Raw genomic sequence first — 20,736 nt, 5'->3', positions numbered from 1 at the left:
GGCCGGCTTGGGCGACAATGCACCCATTGGGGGCTGACACGTGAACGACAAGGATCGACCGATGCCGCCGCTGATCGCATTCGCGGGTGCCCTGGGTGGGCTCGCCGTGGTCCGATGGGCCTACAAGACCGCCGTCCGCATCAACAGGGAGTTGGAAGAGGCGCGCCTGGCACGCGTCGCCGAGGCCCAGACGGGCGATATTCCGACGCTGCGCCGCGACCCCGTCACCGGAGCTTATCGGCCGGGTTAACCTTTCGTCATTCCGGGGCGATGCGAAGCATCGAACCCGGAATCTCGAGATTCTCAGGGGCGCAAGGGCGCCCCATAGTTCGCGCTGACGCGCGCCCCGGAATGACGGAGAGCGACAATCCGCCGCCCATCGCCTTGATTCCCTGCCGCCGCGTCGATACGGTCCCGCGCTCTTAAACCCCCCTTCGCGAGACCGATTCTGCCGATGGACGCACTTCCTGCCCATATGCGCCCGGAACGTTCGTTCCAGGGCTTCATCCTCGCCCTGCAACGGTTCTGGGCAGAGCAGGGCTGCGTGATCCTGCAGCCCTACGACATGGAAATGGGCGCCGGCACGTTCCATCCTGCGACGACGCTGCGCGCGCTCGGTCCGAAGCGCTGGAACGCGGCCTATGTGCAGCCCTCGCGGCGGCCCAAGGACGGCCGTTACGGCGAAAATCCCAACCGGATGCAGCACTATTATCAGTTTCAGGTGATCATGAAGCCGTCGCCGCCGAACCTTCAGGACCTGTACCTGAAGTCGCTGGCCGCGATCGGCATCGATTCCAGCCTGCACGATATCCGCTTCGTCGAGGACGATTGGGAGAGCCCGACGCTCGGCGCGTGGGGACTGGGTTGGGAGTGCTGGTGCGACGGCATGGAAGTCAGCCAGTTCACCTACTTCCAGCAGGTCGCGGGCGTCGAATGCGCGCCGGTTGCCGGCGAGCTCACCTATGGGCTCGAGCGTCTTGCGATGTATGTGCAGGGCGTCGACCGCGTCTACGATCTCAATTTTAATGGCCGTGACGGCGCCGACAAGGTCACCTATGGCGACGTGTTCCTGCAGGCCGAGCAGGAATATTCGCGGCACAATTTCGAATATGCCGACACCACGATGCTGTTCGAGCAGTTCAGGATGGCGGAAGACGCCTGCAAAAAGTATCTCGCCGTCGGGTGGCGCGAGGGCGGCAACCAGAAAGAACATCTGATGGCGCTGCCGGCCTATGACCAGTGCATCAAGGCGAGCCACGTTTTCAATCTCCTGGATGCGCGCGGCGTGATCTCTGTGACCGAGCGGCAGAGCTACATCATGCGGGTGCGCGAACTGGCAAAGGCCTGCGGCGAAGCCTGGGTACACACCGAAGCGGGCAGGGCGATCTGATGCCTGATCTTCTGCTGGAGCTGTTCTCCGAAGAAATCCCCGCGCGCATGCAGGCGAAGGCGGCGGACGATCTGCGCCGCATGGTCACCGACAAGCTCGTTGCCGAAGGCCTCGTCTATGAGGGCGCAAAAGCGTTCGCGACGCCGCGGCGGCTGGCGCTGACCGTGCACGGCATCCCGGCGCGGCAATCCGATCTGAAGGAAGAACGCCGCGGCCCGCGCGTCGGCGGCGCCGATGCGGCGATCCAGGGATTCTTGAAGGCCACGGGTCTCGCCCGGATCGAAGACGCCAAGATCCAGACCGACCCGAAGAAGGGCGATTTCTACATCGCGCTGATCGAAAAGCCGGGACGCGCCACGCTCGACGTGCTCGCCGAGATTCTACCCGTCATCATCAGAACCTTCCCATGGCCGAAATCGATGCGCTGGGGCGAACGTTCGGCCAGGTCAGGCTCGTTCTCCTGGGTGCGGCCGCTGCATTCGATCATCGCGACCTTTGGTCCGGAGACCGAAGACCCCGACGTGGTGAAGTTTTCCGTCGACGGCATCGAAGCCGGGCAGACCACGTTCGGCCACCGCTTCATGGCGCCCGCTGCGATCTCCGTGCGCCGCTTCGAGGACTACGAAGCTAAGCTGAAGGCCGCAAAAGTCGTGCTCGATCCACAGGCGCGCAAGGACATCATCCTGGCCGATGCGAAGGAGCTGGCATTCGCGCAGGGCTTTGACCTGGTCGAGGACCAGGCGCTGGCGGACGAGGTCGCGGGCCTCGTCGAATGGCCGGTCGCGTTGATGGGATCGTTCGATAAGGAATTCTTGTCGATCCCCGATGAAGTGATCCGCGCCACCATCCGCAATAACCAGAAATGCTTTGTGGTCAGCGATCCCAAGACGGGCAAGCTGACCAACAAATTCATCCTCACCGCCAACATCGAGGCCACGGACGGCGGCAAAACCATCATCGGCGGCAACGAACGCGTGATCCGCGCGCGGCTGTCGGACGCGAAGTTCTTCTACGACACCGACCTGAAGACGAAGCTCGAAGCTCGCCTGCCGAAATTTGATCAGATCGTGTTTCACGAGAAGCTCGGCACGCAGGCGGAGCGGATCAAGCGCATCGAGCGGCTGGCGGCGGAGATCGCGCTGCTGGTCGGCGCCGACGTCGAAAAGGCCAAGCGCGCCGCCCATCTGGCGAAGGCTGATTTGCTGACCGAAGTCGTCGGCGAATTCCCCGAGCTGCAGGGCTTGATGGGAAAATACTACGCGCAGGCGCAGGGCGAAGATGCTTCCGTCGCTGCCGCCAGTGAGGAGCACTACAAGCCGCAAGGGCCGGCGGATCGTGTGCCGACTGATCCGGTAAGTGTAGCAGTCGCGCTTGCAGACAAGCTCGATACGCTTGCTGGCTTTTGGGCGATTGACGAAAAACCGACGGGAAGCAAGGACCCCTATGCGCTGCGTCGCGCTGCATTGGGTGCGATTAGGCTGATCGTTGAAAACAACCTGCGGGTTGGCATCGCTTTGCTTCTCGCGGAGCCTGCTCGTCGCATTTATCAGCAAGTGGCGAAGCCCGTGGCGGGCTATATTTCGGTACCTTGGAAGGGGCAGCAGGTTCCGCAAGTCGCAATGGACCTCATCGCCTTCTTCGCCGACCGCCTGAAAGTCCAGCTCCGCGACCAGGGCGCGCGCCACGATCTCGTCGATGCCGTGTTTTCGCTCGGCGGCCAGGACGATCTGCTGCTGGTGGTGCGCCGCGTCGAGGCGCTCGGAAAGTTCCTTGACACCGATGACGGCAAGAACCTGCTTGCAGGGACCAAGCGCGCGAGTAACATCCTTGCGATCGAGGAGAAAAAGGACAAGCGCACGTTTGACGGCGCCCCGGATACCGGGCTTTACAATTTGCCTGAGGAAAAGGCGCTCGCCAGCGCGATCGATCAGGTCAAGGGCGAAGCCGGCTCCGCCGTTGCCAGGGAAGATTTCGCCAGCGCAATGAGCGCGATGGCCAAGTTGCGTCCGGCGGTCGATGCGTTCTTCGACAAGGTCAAGGTCAATGACGATGAACCCAAGGTGCGCGAGAACCGACTAAAGCTCCTGAACGAGGTCCGCGCGGCGACCCGCGCGGTTGCGGATTTTTCGAAGATCGAAGGCTAGATCATGGACCGTCAGACGCTCGCCGCTTACGAACTGGATGCGGCGGCGTTCGCGAAGGACTGGCTCGCTCAGCCGGCGCCCGTCGACCTGCAGGAGGTCGTCGAGCGGTTTTTCGTGCGCGGCGGCACCTCGGCGGATATCGGCTGCGGCTGCGGCCGCGAAGTCGCCTGGCTCCACGCGAACGGTTTTTCGGCCGTGGGCTTCGATCCTTCCGAAGGCCTGCTCAACGAGGCGCGCCGGCGATATCCCTCGTTCAAGTTCGCGCATGCCGAATTGCCCGAGCTGCGCGGCGTAGGCACCTTCGATAACGTCCTGTGCGAAACCGTGATCATGCATCTCGACCGCAAGCAGATAGCGGCATCGGTTCGCCGTCTGCTCGATATCGTCAAGCCCAGCGGTATTCTCTATCTAAGCTGGCGCGTTACCGAGGGCGCTGATCAACGCGACGCGCAGGGACGGCTTTACGCGGCCTTCGATTCCGCCTTGGTGCTGGCGGAATTGAAGGCGACGACGGTGTTGCTGGATGAAGAGGCAGTCAGCGCCTCATCCGGAAAGAAGATTCATCGGCTCGTGGTGAAGAAGCCGGGGCTGGAAATTCGCGAGTAGCCGAACCAAGCTGCACCGCATCCGGGCCAAAGAAAACCCCGCCCGGAGGGGACACGCCGGGCGGGGCTTTTTGTCCGGTCGTATCTCGCGCACATCCGCTTGCGCGGCGCCCGGACCAATCGTTCAGGCTACTGAAGGTCAATCGACCACCTGAACGATGCGGCGCGAACGCGGTTCGACCAGTATCGTCTGGCCGTTCACCACGGTGTAGCGATAGGGCGTCATGCCGAACGATTGCGGCACGTCGTAATAGGTCACGCCGGCTTCCGGCAGCACGGCGCCAACCGTCACGCGCTCGGAAATCGTGTAGTTCGGCACGCGCTCACGCACGATGTATTCGCGGAAGGCCGGCCGCTGGTCGGCAGTGATGCCTTCGTGTTCGCCGATGACGACCGTGCTGCCGCCAGCGGTGCCGGTGGTGATCGTGCTTTGCGCCTGAGCCGCGATCGGGGCAGCCATCGCACCGGCAATCGCCGCAATGGCAAGTAGTCTGTTCCGCATGGTCAACTCCTTCGCGAGAAGAGAGGCGCCGGCTTTCGCCAGCACACACATGCGGGCCAATTCATCCCGCGCGGCATTGTTCCGGCAAAACCGCGGCCTCATACGCGGCATTTCTGGGGAATTGTTGCGGAGCCTGGAACCCTTTGAAGTCGTGAGCGTCTTGCTATTCCGAAACCGCGCCAGCGGTTAAGTTGCGGCCCTCGATTCGATTCCCCACCCATCAGCCGGAGATTTCAATGACCATCACTGCTGCGCACATTTCCCCGATCGTCGCGCTGATTGCGGGAGTCTTGATTCTGATTATGCCCCGGTTCCTGAATTTCATCGTCGCCATCTACCTGATCGTAGTCGGTTTGGCCGGCCTCGGCGTGTTCAAGATGTTTCGGTTCTAGCGTTTCGGTTCTGATTGAATCAGAACCGAAACTCTAGATTCCTGTTTGACGCGTTTTCTTCACGCGAACCGGTATTCCGAATACCGCAGGAAAGCAGGGTTTCGCGGCTTGCGCGGAACCCTTCAAAGTGGTGTAAGGCGCGCAATTCTTCTCACCTTTTCGGATAGTTGGAATCCATGGCCAAAGCCGTCGCGAAGTCCAAGAAGGCTGCAGTGAAATCTGTAGCGAAATCAAAGCCATCGGCCCGGTCCAAGGCCGCTGTGGCCCCTTCCGCCCGCAAGGCGCTGAAGAAGGCCCCGGCCAAGCCGGCCGCCAAGGTCGCGGCCAAGAAGGCCGCAGTCCGCAAGCCGGCCGCTGAGGCGGTAAAATCCGGCAAGTGGGTCTATACCTTCGGGGTCGGCAAGGCGGAGGGCAAAGCGGGCCTGCGCGACCTCTTGGGCGGCAAGGGCGCCAACCTCGCGGAAATGGCCAATCTCGGCCTGCCGGTGCCTCCGGGCTTCACCATACCGACCTCGGTCTGCACCTATTTCTACGCGCACGACAAATCCTATCCCGCCGCGCTGAAGACGCAGGTGGAGAAGGCGCTCGACCATGTCGGCAAGCTGACCGGAAAGGCGTTCGGCGATTCGAAGAATCCGCTTCTGGTCTCGGTCCGCTCCGGCGGCCGCGCCTCGATGCCGGGCATGATGGACACCGTGCTCAATCTCGGCCTCAACGACAAGACGGTCGAAGCGCTCGCCGAGCTCTCCGGCGATCGCCGCTTCGCCTATGACAGCTATCGCCGCTTCATCACGATGTATTCGGATGTGGTGCTCGGCTTCGAGCATCATCACTTCGAGGACATCCTCGACACCTTCAAGGACGGCCAGGGATATACGCTCGACACTGATCTCTCCGGCGACGACTGGGTCGAACTGGTCGGCAAGTACAAGGAAGCCGTGGCGCGCGAGACCGGCAAGGATTTCCCGCAGGATCCGCACGAGCAATTGTGGGGCGCGATCGGCGCGGTGTTCTCATCCTGGATGAATACGCGTGCGGTGACCTATCGCCGCCTGCACGACATCCCGGAATCCTGGGGCACCGCCGTCAACGTGCAGGCCATGGTGTTCGGCAACATGGGCGAGACGTCCGCGACCGGAGTAGCGTTCACCCGCAATCCCTCCACCGGCGAGAGCAAGCTCTACGGCGAGTTCCTGATCAACGCGCAGGGTGAGGACGTGGTGGCGGGCATTCGCACGCCGCAGGACATCACCGAGGAAGCGCGCCAGGAATCCGGCTCCGACAAGCCGTCGATGGAAAGCGCGATGCCGGAAGCCTTCAAGGAGCTGACGCGGTTCTACACGCTGCTCGAAAAGCACTACCGCGACATGCAGGACATGGAGTTCACGGTCGAGCAGGGCAAGTTGTGGATGCTGCAGACCCGCGGCGGCAAGCGCACGGCGAAAGCTGCGCTGCGCATCGCGGTCGAACTCGCCAACGAAGGCCTGATCTCGAAAAAGGACGCGGTGATGCGGATCGATCCGGCTTCGCTGGATCAATTGCTGCATCCGACCATCGATCCCGCGGCCAAGCGCGACGTGATCGCGACCGGCCTGCCGGCCTCGCCCGGCGCCGCATCGGGCGAGATCGTGTTCTCGTCCGACGAAGCCGCAAAACTTCAGGCCGACGGCCGCAACGTCATTCTGGTGCGCGTCGAAACCAGCCCGGAAGACATTCACGGCATGCACGCCGCTGAAGGCATTCTCACCACCCGCGGCGGCATGACCTCGCACGCCGCCGTGGTCGCGCGCGGCATGGGCAAGCCCTGCGTCTCCGGCTGCGGCGCCATTCGCGTCGATTACGGGCGGGGCACGATGAGCATCGGCTCGCGCACCTTCAAGACCGGCGACGTCATCACCATCGACGGTTCGCTCGGCCAGGTGCTGGCCGGCCGCATGCCGATGATCGAGCCGAAACTGTCGGGCGAATTCGGCACGCTGATGGGCTGGGCCGATCAGGTTCGCAAGCTCGGCGTTCGCGTCAATGCGGATACGCCGGAAGATGCGCGCACCGCCATCAAGTTTGGCGGCGAGGGCATCGGGCTGTGCCGCACCGAGCACATGTTCTTCGAGGAAACCCGCATCCGCACCGTGCGCGAGATGATCCTTTCCGAGGATGAACAGTCGCGCCGCGCGGCGCTGTCAAAACTGCTGCCGATGCAGCGCGCCGATTTCGTCGAGCTGTTCGAGATCATGAAGGGCCTGCCGGTCACGATCCGCCTGCTCGATCCGCCGCTACACGAGTTCCTGCCGCACACCCAGGCCGAGATCGAGGAAGTCGCGCGCGCGATGAACACCGATCCGCGCCGGCTCGCCGATCGCGCCCGCGATCTCGCCGAGTTCAATCCGATGCTGGGCTTCCGCGGCTGCCGCCTCGCCATTGCCTATCCTGAGATCGCGGAGATGCAGGCGCGTGCGATCTTCGAAGCGGCGGTCGAAGCCGAGAAGCGCACCAGCAAGGCCGTCGGCCTCGAGGTGATGGTGCCGCTGATCGCGACCAAGGCCGAGTTCGACCTGGTCAAGGCGCGGATCGACGCGATGGCGCAGTCGGTGATGAAGGAAACCGGCAAGAAGCTCGCCTATCAAGTCGGCACCATGATCGAGCTTCCGCGCGCGTGCCTGATGGCCGGCGACGTGGCGCAGACCGCGGAGTTCTTCTCGTTCGGCACCAACGACCTGACCCAGACCACCTACGGCATCAGCCGCGACGACGCCGCAAGCTTCCTCGGCACCTATGTCAGCAAGGGGATTTTGGAAATCGATCCGTTCATCTCGGTCGATCGCGACGGCGTCGGCGAACTGGTGAAGATCGGCGTCACTCGCGGCCGCAAGGTCCGGCCCGGTCTCAAGGTCGGCATTTGCGGCGAGCATGGCGGCGATCCTGCCTCGGTGGCGTTCTGCCACGAGATCGGGCTCGACTACGTGTCGTGCTCACCCTATCGCGTGCCGATCGCCCGCCTCGCCGCCGCGCAGGCCGCGCTCGGCAAGACGGTCGCGAGCCAGGCGTAGTTTAAACGCTCGCTATCAACGGATACGACGTCATGCCCGGGCAGAAGCGCGTCTTCGCGCTAGATGACCCGGGCATTCGCGTTTTGGCGCACGCGTGAAAGCCGTCATTGCGATTGACTGCTTTCACCATGATAGCGTGAATTGGAACTCGCGCGTCGCGACGTGGGCGAGCGTGGTGCGTACGTGCGCAAAAAATTTTCTTCATCATCTTTGTTGACGGGATATTTACCACTTTCATCGCGCGTCTGTTTACCAACACTTCTCATGCGATCCGCGAAAATCCCGTGATGTCTTGCGTGTAGCACACAGGCCACGCCGATTAACTCCCCGGCAACCTAAATTCGATACCAACAAAAAAGGTCGAATTGCACGGATGTACTGACGTTCGATCGTGTAAGTGTTGCGTGAGCGTATCGATGTTTGTGTTGCGTAGCCAGCCGAAGGGCGCGCGGTTCGCGTCCTTCGGCCTCGGTCTCTGCGTCTTCGCTTTGATGCCGACCGAGATCGGATATCAGGATATCGCTTCGCTGCTGGCGCGCCAGCCCGGCGTCGCCGAGCGCTGGCAGAAGCGGGTGTTCTCGTCCGCCGGCACGATTCAGGTCGCAACGTTCTCCTTCGGCCGTCCGATCGGAACCTCCTCGCCGCAAACCGCGACCTACCGCCTCGCCAGTCTCGACAACCAGGGCATCGACATCACGGGATCCGTGACGCGCAATCCGCTCGTCGCTCCGCCGCCGCGTTATCACGCTGCCGATTTCCCCAAGGTCGATCGCACGCTGAAGGGCGATCGTCTCGTCGTGACGCCGCCGCCTGCTGAAACCGCAAGCCCCGCCGGGCGCGCGCCGGCGACCGAGGACCCCGCGACATCGAATACATCGGTCAAGGGCGCCAAGACCGCCGAGATGGCGCCATCCGTCGAGCGCGCGCCGCTCGATCCGGAGCTGCAGGCCGCGCTGCGCGCGCCGCCGCTGGCGCAATACGACATGTCGCTGTCGCTCGAAACCAGGCCTCAAGACGATCTCAAGACTGTTCCGGAAAAGCGCGAGGCCGCGCATACGCCGGCGTCGCCGCGCGACGGCTTCTCGTTCAAGACTTCGAGCCTGTTCTTTGGTTCGTCGCTCGGCTCGCCGGAGAGCATCGAGCGCTGGCGACCAGGCGAAGAGCCCGTCATCGTGATTCCGGGCGCTGTTCCCGATCCCGACATGAAAGTGATGGCCTCGCTGCCGGTCGATGCCGATGGTCCGGTGCGGGCCGGCGAGATGGGCGAGAGCGTTGCGCCGAAGGGCGAAGTCAATTCCGACAACCAGCGCGCCAAGACGCCCGCCGAACGTCTCGGCCTGTTCGATGAAAAGTCGCGCGCCAAGTCGGAGAAGTGTTTGGCGGAAGCGGTCTATTTCGAAGCCCGCGGCGAAGCGGTACGGGGCCAGATCGCGGTGGCGCAGGTGGTGCTGAACCGCGCCTTCTCCGGCAAATATCCCGAAACCGTGTGCGGCGTGGTCTACCAGAACAAGCACCGCCATCTGGCCTGCCAGTTCACCTTCGCCTGCGACAACAACAAGGACGTCATTCGCGAGCCCGATATGTGGGAGCGCGCGCAGAAAATCGCCAAGGCGATGCTCGACGGCCAGCTCTGGTTGCCGGAAGTCGACAAGTCGACGCACTACCACGCTTATTGGGTGCGGCCGTCCTGGGCCAATGAAATGAAGAAGATGTACAAGACCGGCGTGCACACCTTCTACCGGCCGCGCGCCTGGGGCAACGGCAGTGACGCGCCGAGCTGGGGAAGCCAGGCCGAAACCGCGGCAATCTCCGCCAAGCTCGCCGAAGCCGCACAGAGCTCCGCCGAGCAGGCGAGCGCGAAACGGTAGCATTGTTGTTCCCGTAGATCCTATGGGGTGGCAGGTGGTCAGGGGTAAGCTGAGTTTGCGAGCACCCAACCACCCGGAGGATCAACGATGCGCACTGATCACACTGACACACCCGCCGGCTGCGAGTATGGCACGGTTTACATTGCTTTCGAACTGAGCAAGGCGAAATGGCAGCTGGGCATAATGATGCCTGGCGGCGAGAAGATGAGCCGTTACCGGATTGATGGGGGCGACCTGGCGGCGCTGTCGGGTTTGCTGGTCAAGGCTCGGGCGAAAGCGGCGCAGGCGGGGAAGCCGGTTCGTATTCTGTCCTGCTATGAAGCGGGTCTCGACGGTCATTGGCTGCACCGCTGGCTGGCCGACAACGAGGTACTCAATTACGAGATCGATGCGTCGAGCATCGAGGTGAACCGGCGGGCCCGGCGTGCCAAGACCGATCGGATCGACCTGGCGCAGTTGATGCGCTCGTTTCTGGCGTACCTGCGGGGCGAACCGCGGGTTTGCAGCATGGTTCGGGTTCCCACGCCTGAGGATGAGGATCGCAAACGGCGTACGCGCGAGCGCGAGCGGCTGCTGAAGGAGCGCACCGGACACAGCAACCGGATCAAGGGGCTGCTGCATGGCCAGGGCATCCGCGATGTCATGCCCCTGAAGCCGGGCTTCTTGTCGGGTCTGGACGAGATGCGTACCGGCGATGGGCGCGTTCTGCCGCCACGGCTGAAGGATGAGATCCGCCGCGAGCATGAGCGGCTGGTATTGGTGCACACGCAGATCAGGGCGCTCGAGGCGGCGAATGCGGCCGCGCATCGGGCACCGGCAAAGGACTCGGTCGAGGCGAAGGCGGTTCAGCTTGCCCAACTCAAGGCGATCGGCCCGCACATCGCCCAGCTCCTGGCCAACGAGGTCTTCTACCGTGACTTTAAGAACCGGCGTCAGGTCGGCAGTTGCGTCGGACTGACCGACATGCCCTACGACAGCGGCGCCCGCCGTCGACAACAGGGCATCAGCAAGGCGGGCAATCGCCGGGCGCGAACGACCGCAATCGAGCTCGCCTGGCTGTGGCTGAGCCATCAGCCCGACAGCGAGCTGAGCCGCTGGTTCCGCGCGCGGGTTGGCAACCTCAAGGGCCGCATCCGCAAGATCGCCATCGTAGCGCTGGCGCGCAAGCTGATGGTGGCACTGTGGCGCTATCTGGAAACCGGCCTCGTGCCAACCGGCGCGGCGCTGCGCCCAAGCCTCTAACGAACGCCGGTGCGCCAATGACGGCCGACGTGACCCAGGACAGACGTGTGACCGAACCCGGGTTTGGGTCTTCGGATTCCGCTTTCGTAGATGGGTCCCGTCTCTTCTGGGCCTTACCTTCACCCGTGCATGAAAGATCAGGGTCCGGGTCACCACACCCGACCGGATACAAGTTGATGCGGTGTCTGCCGCATAACAACGTCACGGCCCAGTCCAGGATGTCGCGTCAACCCGCTCACCGCGCGCACCAAAACGTTCCGATCCGAAAGCTTCGCGCCAGCCTTGCCGCCGTCAAGGTCGCTACGCGCCGCCTCCGGCGGTGGCCTGCGGCCAACCTTGACCGCGGCCGCGCCTGGCGCAGCGATCAACCATCGGAACGAAACAGCCACTGCGAGCGCAGCGCGCTCCACGACAACGACCGGGAGCAACACATGCCCTGATCAATCATTCCCCTTGACAACCACAACCCCATACAAGCCCGGATGGAGCGCAGCGAAATCCGGGGGCCGGATGATCCGCATGTGAGACCGTCCCGGATTGCGCTTCGCTCCATCCGGCCTACGCGCCACGGCTGATAAATTGCATTGATTGCACTCGCCGATTTTGCAGGGCTGCCCTGCAGCGAGAATTTTTTTGCGGCTCCCCTTGGGGTTTTCATGCAAATGCATTAAGTCATGCCGGCGCATTGGTTCGGCCCGCAGGAAATTCATATGTCAGCAACGACCGGCGATCTTCGTCCATCCTCCGGCCTTGGCACCTGGCGGACGCCGCTCGTCATCATCATCTGCGGATGCTTGATCGCGCTGCTGAGCTTCGGGCCGCGCTCGAGCCTCGGATTTTTCGTCCAGCCGATGAGCCGTGAGTTCACCTGGGGCCGCGACGTCTTCGGCCTCGCGCTGGCACTGCAGAACCTGTTGTGGGGCCTGGGTCAGCCGATCGCGGGCGCCATCGCCGATCGCTTCGGCATCCTGCGTGTGATGATCGTCGGCGCGCTGCTCTATGCCGGCGGTCTGCTGCTGATGCGTTATTCCACGGCGCCGTTGTCGCTCGATCTCGGCGCCGGCGTCCTGATCGGCTTCGGTCTATCAGGCTGTTCGTTCAACCTGGTGCTGTCGGCGTTCAGCAAGCTCTTGCCGCCCGAGAAGCGCGGCTTTGCGCTCGGCGCCGGCACCGCGGCCGGCTCGTTCGGACAATTCCTGTTCGCGCCGTTCGGCGTCGCGATGATCGACAATTTCGGCTGGCAGGCGGCGCTGACGGTGTTCGCGCTCCTGATGCTCTTGATCGTGCCGCTGTCGCTGGCGATCGCGACACCGCCTTCGACGTCGTCGAACGAACCTGTCGGCGACCAGCAATCGTTCAAGACCGCGCTGGCGGAGGCGTTCGGCCATCGCTCCTATGTTCTATTGGTGCTCGGCTTCTTCACCTGCGGCTTCCAGCTCGCCTTCATCACCGTGCATCTGCCGGCCTATCTGGCCGATCGCGGGGTTGCGGCGTGGACCGGCGGCTGGGTGGTCGCGGCCATCGGTCTCTTCAACATCATCGGCTCGCTCAGTGTCGGCTGGCTGCAGAACAAATATCCCAAGCGCTATATTCTCTCGCTCATCTACTTCGCCCGCGCGCTGTCGATCATGGCGTTCATCTCGTTTCCGATCACCACCTTTTCGGCGATCGTATTCGGCGCCGCCACCGGCCTGACCTGGCTCTCGACGGTGCCGCCGACGTCGGCGCTGGTGGCGCTGATGTTCGGCACCCGCTGGTTTGCGACGCTGTATGGCTTTGCCTTCGTCAGCCATCAGGTCGGCGGTTTTCTCGGCGTCTGGCTCGGCGGCGTGGTGTTCGAGCAGTTCGGTTCCTATACGCCGATCTGGTGGCTCTCGATCTTCTTCGGCGTGCTGTCGGCCCTGATCAACCTGCCGATCGTCGAGCAGCCGGTCGCGCGCCCGGTTGCACAACCCGCCTGATGCGGTAAACACTCCTGACAGAGAAAAGTCCGGGGAGTTTGCCGTGGGAACGTTCAAGGCCATCAGGATCGACAAGGCGGAGAAGGGCACCACCGCCGCACTGACGCAGTTCGACGAAGCCGAGCTGATGGAAGGCGACGTCACGGTTGCGGTCGAGTGGTCTACGCTGAACTACAAGGATGGCCTGGCCGTCACCGGCAAGGCCCCTGTGGTGCGGCGCTTCCCGATGATCGCCGGCATCGATTTCGCAGGCACCGTCGAACAATCCTCGCATCCGAATTGGAAGGCCGGCGACAAGGTCGTCTGCAACGGCTGGGGCATGGGTGAGACCCATCTCGGCGCCTATGCCGAGAAGGCACGCGTCAAGGGCGACTGGCTGGTGCGGCTGCCCGACAACATTTCGACCCGCGACGCGATGGCGATCGGCACCGCCGGCTACACCGCGATGCTGTCGGTGCTGGCGCTGGAGAAGCATGGCCTGACGCCTGCGAGCGGCCCTGTCGTGGTGACGGGAGCTGCCGGCGGCGTCGGTTCGGTCGCCACCGCCGTGATGTCAAAGCTCGGCTACCACGTCATCGCATCCACCGGGCGCATCTCGGAGGCCGACTACCTCAAGGGGATCGGCGCCGCCGAGGTGATCGGCCGTGCCGAGCTCGCAGGGCCCGCCAAGCCGCTGGCGAAGGAGCGCTGGGCGGGCGGCGTCGACAGCGTCGGCTCGACTACGCTCGCCAACCTGCTTTCGATGACGAAATATGGCGGCGCCATCGCCGCCTGCGGGCTTGCCGCCGGCATGGACCTGCCGTCTTCGGTCGCGCCTTTCATTTTACGCGGGGTGTGCCTTCTGGGCATCGATTCCGTGATGTGTCCGCTGCCCCAGCGCAAGCTTGCCTGGAATCGCCTCGCCAGCGATTTGGATAAAGGAAAACTTGCTGATATTACTCAGGAAATCACCCTCGATCAGGTCATTGGAACCGGTGCGCAAATACTCGCCGGGCAGGTCCGCGGTCGAATCGTGGTAAAAATTCTCTAACGGCGTTCAGACTTTACCAACCAACCTGCTCCAATGTTGCCACTGTTGATATGGTAAGCACGGGGTAAAGGCGGGCGCCCGCGCTATTGTTAAGTTGGAGTAGCAGCATGCTTGCGCGTTTGGTTCTGGGGGCCGTCACGGCCGGTGCGATGATCGTTCCTGCGCTGGCCGGGAGCATGAATGCTGACGAGGCGCGCAGGTTCGTGAGCGGCAAAGTTTTCGCCTTTACCTGTTTCGACGGTACCCGTGGCGCCGGTCGCATTCTCGAAGATCTCGGCGCAGCCGGTTCTGTCCAATTCAGCGGCTCCGGCCCGATCCGCCATGTGCGCCTGCCCGGCAACACGCTGCAGATTCGCGGCCAGGCCGTTTGTGCTTCGATCAAGGGACTTCCGTTCGAGCCGTGCTTCAATCTCGACAAGCGCGACGATCGCTCGTTCCGCGGCTCCGTCTCGGGCATGGGCTTCGCCTATTGCGATTTCCGCCATCAGGGCGCCTCGCAGATGCTGATGGCGCGCTCCGTGGCGCGGCCGCGCTCGATGCTTCGTCGGGAGGAGCCGTCGCGCGCGGCGGCTGACGCACGTGCCGAGGTAACGTCGCGCGTCGAAACGCCGGCGGTCGAGAGCGCCAAGCTCGAGCCGGTGAAATCCGAGCCAAAGGCTGAATCGGCCAAGTCTGAACCGGCCAAGGCCGAGAGCGCTCCGGAGCTGCGCCGCTCGACCGATTAATTGCACGGTAAGTCGGCCTCGGCTCCGGCGAATCCATTTCAGCTGACGAACGCCAACCCGTAGTCATACGGGCTGGCGCATTCACGTCCCGGTAGCGAATCTCATTCCAACTGGTGACCGGCAGAGAAGGCCGGGGGCGGCCCAACCCATGAGATCAATCATGCCGCTGTATTTTTTTCGGATCAGCCACGGCAGCTACGCAGGCGCGTCCGATCAGGGATCCGAATTCGCAAGCCGCGAGGCCGCCTGGACCGAGATGACCAAAGTCTGCGGTAACCTGCTCGGCAGCCTTTCGCGCAGCCTGAAACAGAACGCCGAATGGCAGATGGAGCTTCTGGACGAAGCCAAGCGGCCGGTTTTCCGGATTCGCCTTGTCGCCGAATCCGTCGGTTAGCGCTCAATTCAGTGTCCGTTCCCGCACCCGGGTAATTTTACGGAGCGCCGTATTAACCGTCGCTTGCGACCTGATGCGTACCGTTGCCGAATATTCCCGGCGCATCGAAGATTGACGGCAGTTCCTCATAATTCAGCGGCGCCTGTCTCCAACGCTTGAGTGAGCCAGCCATGTCCGCACTTTCCATCCGCGCCAAGGTCATCGCCGTGATCGCATTCATGCTGATCGCGATGTCCGGCATCGGCCTGCTGGCGATCCGCAGCATGCAGGTAATCAACGCCCACACGGTGGAAATCGCCTCGAACTGGCTTCCGAGCGTCCGGGTGCTCGGTGAACTACGCGCGGATATCAACCTGTTCCGCGTTGCACTCCGTGCTCATGTGATGGCGGAAACGCTGGAGGCGAAGGCCGCCAACGACAAGCGACTGGCCGGCATCCTCGAAAGGATTGCAAAAGATCGCAAGGCTTACGAGCCGATGATTACCTCTCCCGAAGAGCGCTCGATCTACGAGAACTGGGCGCGCGCCTGGGACAAGTACATCACCGGCGTCCAGGAGGTCATCGAGTTGTCGCGCCAGAGCATCGGCCGGATTCCGCATGAGGCGAGCGAAGCCATCTCCAAGGAAGTTGCGGTCATCGCCGCCGAATCCGATGCGTTCCTGGAAAAATCCATCAATCTCAACAATGCGGGAGCGGACACCGCGACCCGGAAGGCTGCGGAAGGTTACAATTTCGCGTTCTGGACCGTCCTGGGCATTGTCGCTGCCGTCGTCATCTGCGGTATCGGCGTGGGGATGTATCTGGTCCGCGATCTCTCGAGCGGGATTGCCTCCGTCGTGATGCCGATGCAGGCGCTGGGAAGGGGCGACCTGTCCGCCGCAGTAACGCGCCGCGGTGAGAAGACTGAAATCGGCGCGATGGCGGATGCCCTGCAGGTATTCAAGGATGCGCTGATCGCCAAGAAGGCCGCCGACGAGGTCGCCGCCCGCGATGCCGAAGCCAAGATCGAGCGCGGCCGTCGCGTCGACAGCATCACGCGGGACTTCGAAGCCATGATCGGCGAGATCGTCGAAACCGTGTCGTCGGCCTCGACCGAACTCGAGGCTTCCGCAGGCACGCTGACTTCGACCGCGGAGCGCGCCCAGGAGCTTGCCACCACCGTCTCGGCAGCCTCGGAAGAGGCCTCCACCAACGTGCAGTCGGTCGCATCCGCCACCGAGGAAATGGCGTCCTCGGTCAACGAGATCAGCCGGCAGGTGCAGGAATCCGCGCGGATGGCAAGCGATGCTGTGGATCAGGCCTCAAGGACCAACGATCGGGTCGGCGAATTGTCGAAAGCCGCCGCCCGCATCGGCGACGTGATCGAACTCATCAACAACATTGCGGGCCAGACCAACCTGCTTGCGCTCAACGCCACCATCGAGGCGGCACGCGCCGGTGAAGCCGGCCGTGGCTTTGCGGTCGTTGCGTCCGAAGTCAAGGCGCTGGCCGAACAGACCGCCAAGGCCACCGGCGAGATCGGTCAGCAGATCACCGGTATTCAGTCCGCAACCCAGGATTCGGTCGGCGCCATCCAGGAAATCTCGGGCACCATCGGAAAGCTTTCCGAAATTTCCTCGGCGATCGCGGCCGCCGTGGAAGAGCAGGGCGCGGCGACGCAGGAGATCTCCCGCAACGTGCAGCAGGCGGCGATGGGAACGCAGATGGTATCCGCCAACATCACCGACGTGCAGCGTGGCGCGACCGAGACGGAGACCGCCTCGTCACACGTGCTCTCCGCGGCGCAGTTGCTGTCGGGCGACAGCAGCCGTCTCAAGCTCGAGGTCGCCAAATTCCTCGAATCGGTACGCGCCGCCTAGAGCTCCGTTTCAATGGTATCGAAACAGAGCTCTAGATTCTTGGTTTGACGCGTTTTCTTAACGCGAACCGGTTGCTACTTCGCTTGAAAACGCTCTAGTGGATCAGCTTCCCGAGGAAGCAGCCGGTGCAGGCGGCGGCGATGCCGCTTGCCTGCGGAACAGGATCCGCTGGTACAGCCAGCCGATCGCCACCAGCACCAGGCCTAAGCACATGAACGACAGCGCGCGGTAGACGCCCGTGAGCGTCGACATGTCGATCAGGAAGGCCTTCAGGATCGTCAGTGCGATGACGACGGCGGAGGCCAGCCGCGCGCGCTGCGAGTTGAAGAGAATGCCGATGCCGAGCAGCACCACGCCGAACGCCAGGTACGCGATCGAGTAAGTGTATTGTTCGGCGCCGGTGGTCGGGCCGACCGACATGACCGGGCCGTGATAAATTCTCCTGATTTCAAACGTCATATAGGCAAGCGCAAGAATGAGCGCTCCCGCTGCGATCGTGTTGGCGTAACTGACCGGGCGCCGGCCGGCGACAGCGTATGACAACAGCAGTGCGAGAACGGCGGGCAGGGCGTAGCCGAGCAGCAGCAGATTGATGACGGCGCCGCCGACGTCGATGTACCAGAGAATGGGGTTCTCCAGCATCAGTAGCCCGAACACCGCCGCAAGGCCCGCGAACGCCGTGAGCAGGATCGCGCCGGCATTGTGAATGACGCTGCCGGTACGGATGCGCAGGCGCTCCAGCCCGATCGCCATTGCGAGCGCTACGCAGACTTGCAGCGCAACCTCGGTAAGGCCGGCGCTCTGGTGATAGACGTCGCCCTGATTGACGGCGTGGCGGATTTCCATGAACGCCAGCAGCACCGTGAACAGGATCGCCGCCGCCTCCACCGTCCGCAGCGGCGCGTCATCGCCGCCGCGGCGCAGCAAGATGCTGCCGGCCCAGAACGACAGCGCCGGAATCCCGTAGCCCCACAATAGCCAGTTGAAGATCGGCGTGGTGCCGACTGCGGTGCCGACAATGCGCGGATCGTCAGCGATCCGCAGCACCACGATCGCAGCGAGGATCGCGGCCAGCGAGCGCAAGAACGGAATCGGCCGCTGCGTCGAAATCCAGGCGGTACCTGCTGACATCAACGCCAGCGCAATCGTGAGCCAGCCTTTTTCCAGCGCGAATGTCAGCGCCAGCGCCAGCGCGGCGAGCGAGCCGGTCGCAAACAGCGCGATTGAGGCCTGCAGTCCCGGACGGTCTTCGCGCTTGGCGAGGACCTCGGTCGCAGCGGCATAGGCCGCGGCGAGCGCGACCGCGAGAATCGCGAACGGGATCGAACGATCGAGATGGACGATGCGGGCGTAGAGCGCGACCAGCAGCGCCAGCGGCGTGAAGACCGCCGCGGCCGACCAGATCACCGGTATGATTGGTCCGACGGAGCGACCCTGCGCCAGGAAGCCCGCCACACCAAAACCTGCGGCGAAGATCGCGGCCGAAATCAGATGCAGCGACACCGATCCGTCCGTGGCGTTCGGTCCGATGCCTGACAACGGGCCGCCGGGCAGCACCAGCATGTCGGCATTGGCGCGAACGGCCCATTCAGCGAATACGACAAAGACCAATGCAGCGGCAGCCCCGACCGCGCCGGCGGCGGCATCGCTGCGCCAGGCGACCAGGAGACTGCCGGCCACCAAGAGGCCGAACACGATCATCGCGGTGTCGGCATGAAAACTGTTCAGGACGATCAAGGTGGCGCCGAGCAGATAGGCCGCAAGCGAGCCGGAAGAGATCGGCTCGACCTGTCCCTCGTCGGCGGGTGGTCCGAACATGAAGCCGCACACCACGAGCAGGGCGGCAAGAATGAAACCGGCGAGCACGTGGAACGCATGCGGGCCGACCATCGATGGGCCGCATTGCAGGCACGGGAACGTCCATAGCAGCGCGAACACGATCGCGGTAACCGCGAGCCAGCGCCACAGCCTGACACGCGCAAGTCCGAAAGCGGCTGCGGTGACGATCGCGAGATAGATGTAGAGCGCCCAGAAGTCCGGCTTGTCGGACGAGACCAGGACAGGCGTGACAAAGGCGCCGACGACGCCGAGACCAGCCAGCGCCGGCCCGTGCAAGAGTGCCGCGGCAAGCGTGCCCAGCGCCACCAGCCCAAGCAGGACGAAGGCGGTGGCGGGCACCAGAAAGCCATATAGCGCATAGGCGGCGTACACCGTGGCAAACGCCACGGCTGTTCCTGCAGCCGTCAGGATGGCCGGGATGTTGGCGATCGGCAGGGCCTCGATCGTGGAGATGCTCTCCTTGCGGCGCGTCCATTCGCCGGCCAGCAGGAGAGCCGCAGCAAACAGGCCGCCCAGCATGGTGCGGACGCCCGGGCCGAGCAGGCCGGCCTCGATCGAATAGCGCACCATGAAGAATCCACCGAGCGCCAGCGTCAGCCCGCCGATCCACACCACCCAGCGGGTGCCGATCGTTTCCTCGAAGCCACGATCGGGCTGAGGCAGCGGTGGTGGCGGTGCCGCAGCGGCGCCTGTGGCCTGCTCCGGCGTCTCGGAGGGCGCAACGGGCGCGACGTCGGGTACGATGGGCGGTGGTGTCGGCGCGGCCGCGGCCGGCGGCAGGGTCTGCTCGAACGCTTCGAATGGCGTGAGCGACGGAGGTACGGGTGCCGCGGCGGCCGTCGGCGTCGCCTGGATCGCCTCCAGGCGCTGGCGCAGCTCCGCCACCTGATTCATGGCCTTCCGCGCAAAAATCAGCGCGACGATCGCGATCACGAGCGCGAAGAAAACGAAGGGATCGTCGAACATTGGGCCTCCAGGCGGGCGCGTGAGAGCGTTAACCGGCCACCTCGGCGGCCCGGTTGCAATCCTGTGTGGGGCTTTGTCCGCTAAAAGTTCAAATCAAGCCCGTGAGGCAATGTCGCACTCTTTGCTGCGAGGGATATGGCATTTTCGTGCCATATCCCTCAGGCGCGCACAGGTTTCTATTCCAGATCGAGCTGGAACGGCCGGCCTTCGACGGTCATGCTGCCCGGGCCCATCTCGTCGAGCGCGCGCAGCATCCGGCCGTCGCGCCCGAGCGCCTTGTCAGCGAGGCTGACGATCAGCCGGTTCGGGGAAGCAATCGGAGAGCGGGCGCGAATTTGCCGGGCAATCTCGATCTCGTTGCGGTGCGGATTGAGAGCGCAGGCGGCGGCGAAGGCGCTCGCGGTCGAGCGGCTGATGCCGGCATAGCAGTGCACCACCATCGGCGCGCTGCGGTCCCAGTTGCGGACGAAGCTCAGCACCCTCTCGATATGCAGGTCCGACGGCGCGACAAAGCCGTCCATCTGCTCGGTGATGTCGTCCATCGACACTTTCAGATGGTTGGCCTCGAGCACCGAAGCCGGCCGCAGCACCTGATCGACATTGGCCATCACGGTGAGGATATGGCTGGCGCCAGTGGCTCTGACGGTCTCGGGAAGTGCGGCGAGCGAACAGATGTGAAGCATGATGATCCTTCGAAGCGTTCCCTGGAAGGTACTGTTTTGTCGCAATTATAGGCCCGCCGGTGGGGTGGTGAAAGCAGGTTTGCGCGGGG

At 63.6% G+C, this 20,736-nt stretch carries 16 protein-coding genes; 13 read left to right on the top strand and 3 right to left on the bottom strand.

All coding sequences use genetic code 11. The features are described 5' to 3' along the window. Positions 1-61: 61 nt before the first annotated feature. The 4 genes from V1294_RS31925 to V1294_RS31910 all read left to right on the top strand — a co-directional run bounded on the left by V1294_RS31925 (position 62) and on the right by V1294_RS31910 (position 4,140). Positions 62-250, top strand: coding sequence for a hypothetical protein (locus V1294_RS31925; RefSeq protein WP_334504901.1), 189 nt, complete (start codon positions 62-64; stop codon positions 248-250). A 204-nt stretch (positions 251-454) separates the two neighbouring features. Next, positions 455-1,390, top strand: coding sequence for a glycine--tRNA ligase subunit alpha (locus V1294_RS31920; RefSeq protein ID WP_334502801.1), 936 nt, complete (start codon positions 455-457; stop codon positions 1,388-1,390). Further along, positions 1,390-3,534 (top strand): glycine--tRNA ligase subunit beta, encoded by a 2,145-nt coding sequence (gene glyS / locus V1294_RS31915; protein ID WP_334502799.1) that lies wholly within the window; start codon positions 1,390-1,392, stop codon positions 3,532-3,534. The genes V1294_RS31920 and glyS overlap by 1 nt, the downstream gene beginning before the upstream one ends. A 3-nt stretch (positions 3,535-3,537) precedes the next feature. Further along, entirely contained in the window at positions 3,538-4,140 is a 603-nt protein-coding gene (locus V1294_RS31910; RefSeq protein ID WP_108518527.1) for a class I SAM-dependent methyltransferase, read from the top strand. 138 nt (positions 4,141-4,278) lie between these two features. Here the strand turns inward: V1294_RS31910 and V1294_RS31905 are convergent, their stop codons facing one another. After that, positions 4,279-4,641 (bottom strand): DUF1236 domain-containing protein, encoded by a 363-nt coding sequence (locus V1294_RS31905; RefSeq protein WP_334502797.1) that lies wholly within the window; start codon positions 4,639-4,641, stop codon positions 4,279-4,281. 236 nt (positions 4,642-4,877) lie between these two features. Between V1294_RS31905 and V1294_RS31900 the strand changes: the two genes are divergently transcribed. The 9 genes from V1294_RS31900 to V1294_RS31860 all read left to right on the top strand — a co-directional run bounded on the left by V1294_RS31900 (position 4,878) and on the right by V1294_RS31860 (position 17,159). Next, the gene (locus V1294_RS31900; protein WP_334484280.1) at positions 4,878-5,033 is read left to right on the top strand and encodes a DUF3096 domain-containing protein; all 156 of its coding nucleotides are present in this window, start codon (positions 4,878-4,880) and stop codon (positions 5,031-5,033) included. Positions 5,034-5,209: 176 nt separating this feature from the next. Further along, a complete protein-coding gene (gene ppdK, locus V1294_RS31895; RefSeq protein WP_334502795.1) occupies positions 5,210-8,080 on the top strand; it encodes a pyruvate, phosphate dikinase in 2,871 nt (956 codons plus the stop codon). Between the two features lie 416 nt (positions 8,081-8,496). Next, positions 8,497-9,948, top strand: a complete 1,452-nt coding sequence (locus V1294_RS31890) for a cell wall hydrolase (RefSeq protein WP_334484276.1) — start codon at positions 8,497-8,499, stop codon at positions 9,946-9,948. Between the two features lie 87 nt (positions 9,949-10,035). After that, positions 10,036-11,190, top strand: coding sequence for an IS110 family transposase (locus V1294_RS31885; RefSeq protein WP_334495995.1), 1,155 nt, complete (start codon positions 10,036-10,038; stop codon positions 11,188-11,190). Positions 11,191-11,900: 710 nt separating this feature from the next. Continuing rightward, positions 11,901-13,151: an MFS transporter gene (locus V1294_RS31880; protein ID WP_334484273.1), complete on the top strand. Its 1,251-nt coding sequence runs from the start codon at positions 11,901-11,903 to the stop codon at positions 13,149-13,151. Positions 13,152-13,194: 43 nt separating this feature from the next. Then, entirely contained in the window at positions 13,195-14,181 is a 987-nt protein-coding gene (gene acuI / locus V1294_RS31875; RefSeq protein WP_334502793.1) for an acrylyl-CoA reductase (NADPH), read from the top strand. Positions 14,182-14,288: 107 nt separating this feature from the next. Beyond that, positions 14,289-14,906, top strand: a complete 618-nt coding sequence (locus V1294_RS31870) for a hypothetical protein (RefSeq protein WP_334502791.1) — start codon at positions 14,289-14,291, stop codon at positions 14,904-14,906. A 160-nt stretch (positions 14,907-15,066) separates the two neighbouring features. After that, entirely contained in the window at positions 15,067-15,300 is a 234-nt protein-coding gene (locus tag V1294_RS31865; RefSeq protein ID WP_334484262.1) for a DUF6894 family protein, read from the top strand. A 170-nt stretch (positions 15,301-15,470) separates the two neighbouring features. Beyond that, positions 15,471-17,159 (top strand): methyl-accepting chemotaxis protein, encoded by a 1,689-nt coding sequence (locus V1294_RS31860; RefSeq protein ID WP_334502789.1) that lies wholly within the window; start codon positions 15,471-15,473, stop codon positions 17,157-17,159. Positions 17,160-17,261: 102 nt separating this feature from the next. Here V1294_RS31860 and V1294_RS31855 read toward each other — a convergent pair whose 3' ends face one another. Beyond that, entirely contained in the window at positions 17,262-19,964 is a 2,703-nt protein-coding gene (locus V1294_RS31855; RefSeq protein ID WP_334502788.1) for a DUF2339 domain-containing protein, read from the bottom strand. Between the two features lie 176 nt (positions 19,965-20,140). Beyond that, positions 20,141-20,647 carry a tyrosine phosphatase family protein gene (locus V1294_RS31850; RefSeq protein ID WP_334502786.1) on the bottom strand — a complete coding sequence of 169 codons (507 nt, stop codon included), beginning with the start codon at positions 20,645-20,647 and terminating at the stop codon, positions 20,141-20,143. Between the last annotated feature and the right edge of the window lie 89 nt (positions 20,648-20,736).

Origin of the sequence: Bradyrhizobium sp. AZCC 1678 (genome assembly GCF_036924765.1) — a bacterium.
Lineage (GTDB): Bacteria > Pseudomonadota > Alphaproteobacteria > Rhizobiales > Xanthobacteraceae > Bradyrhizobium > Bradyrhizobium algeriense.
Note: the sequence above shows the minus strand (reverse complement) of the source record. Positions and strands in the feature narration are given on the sequence as shown.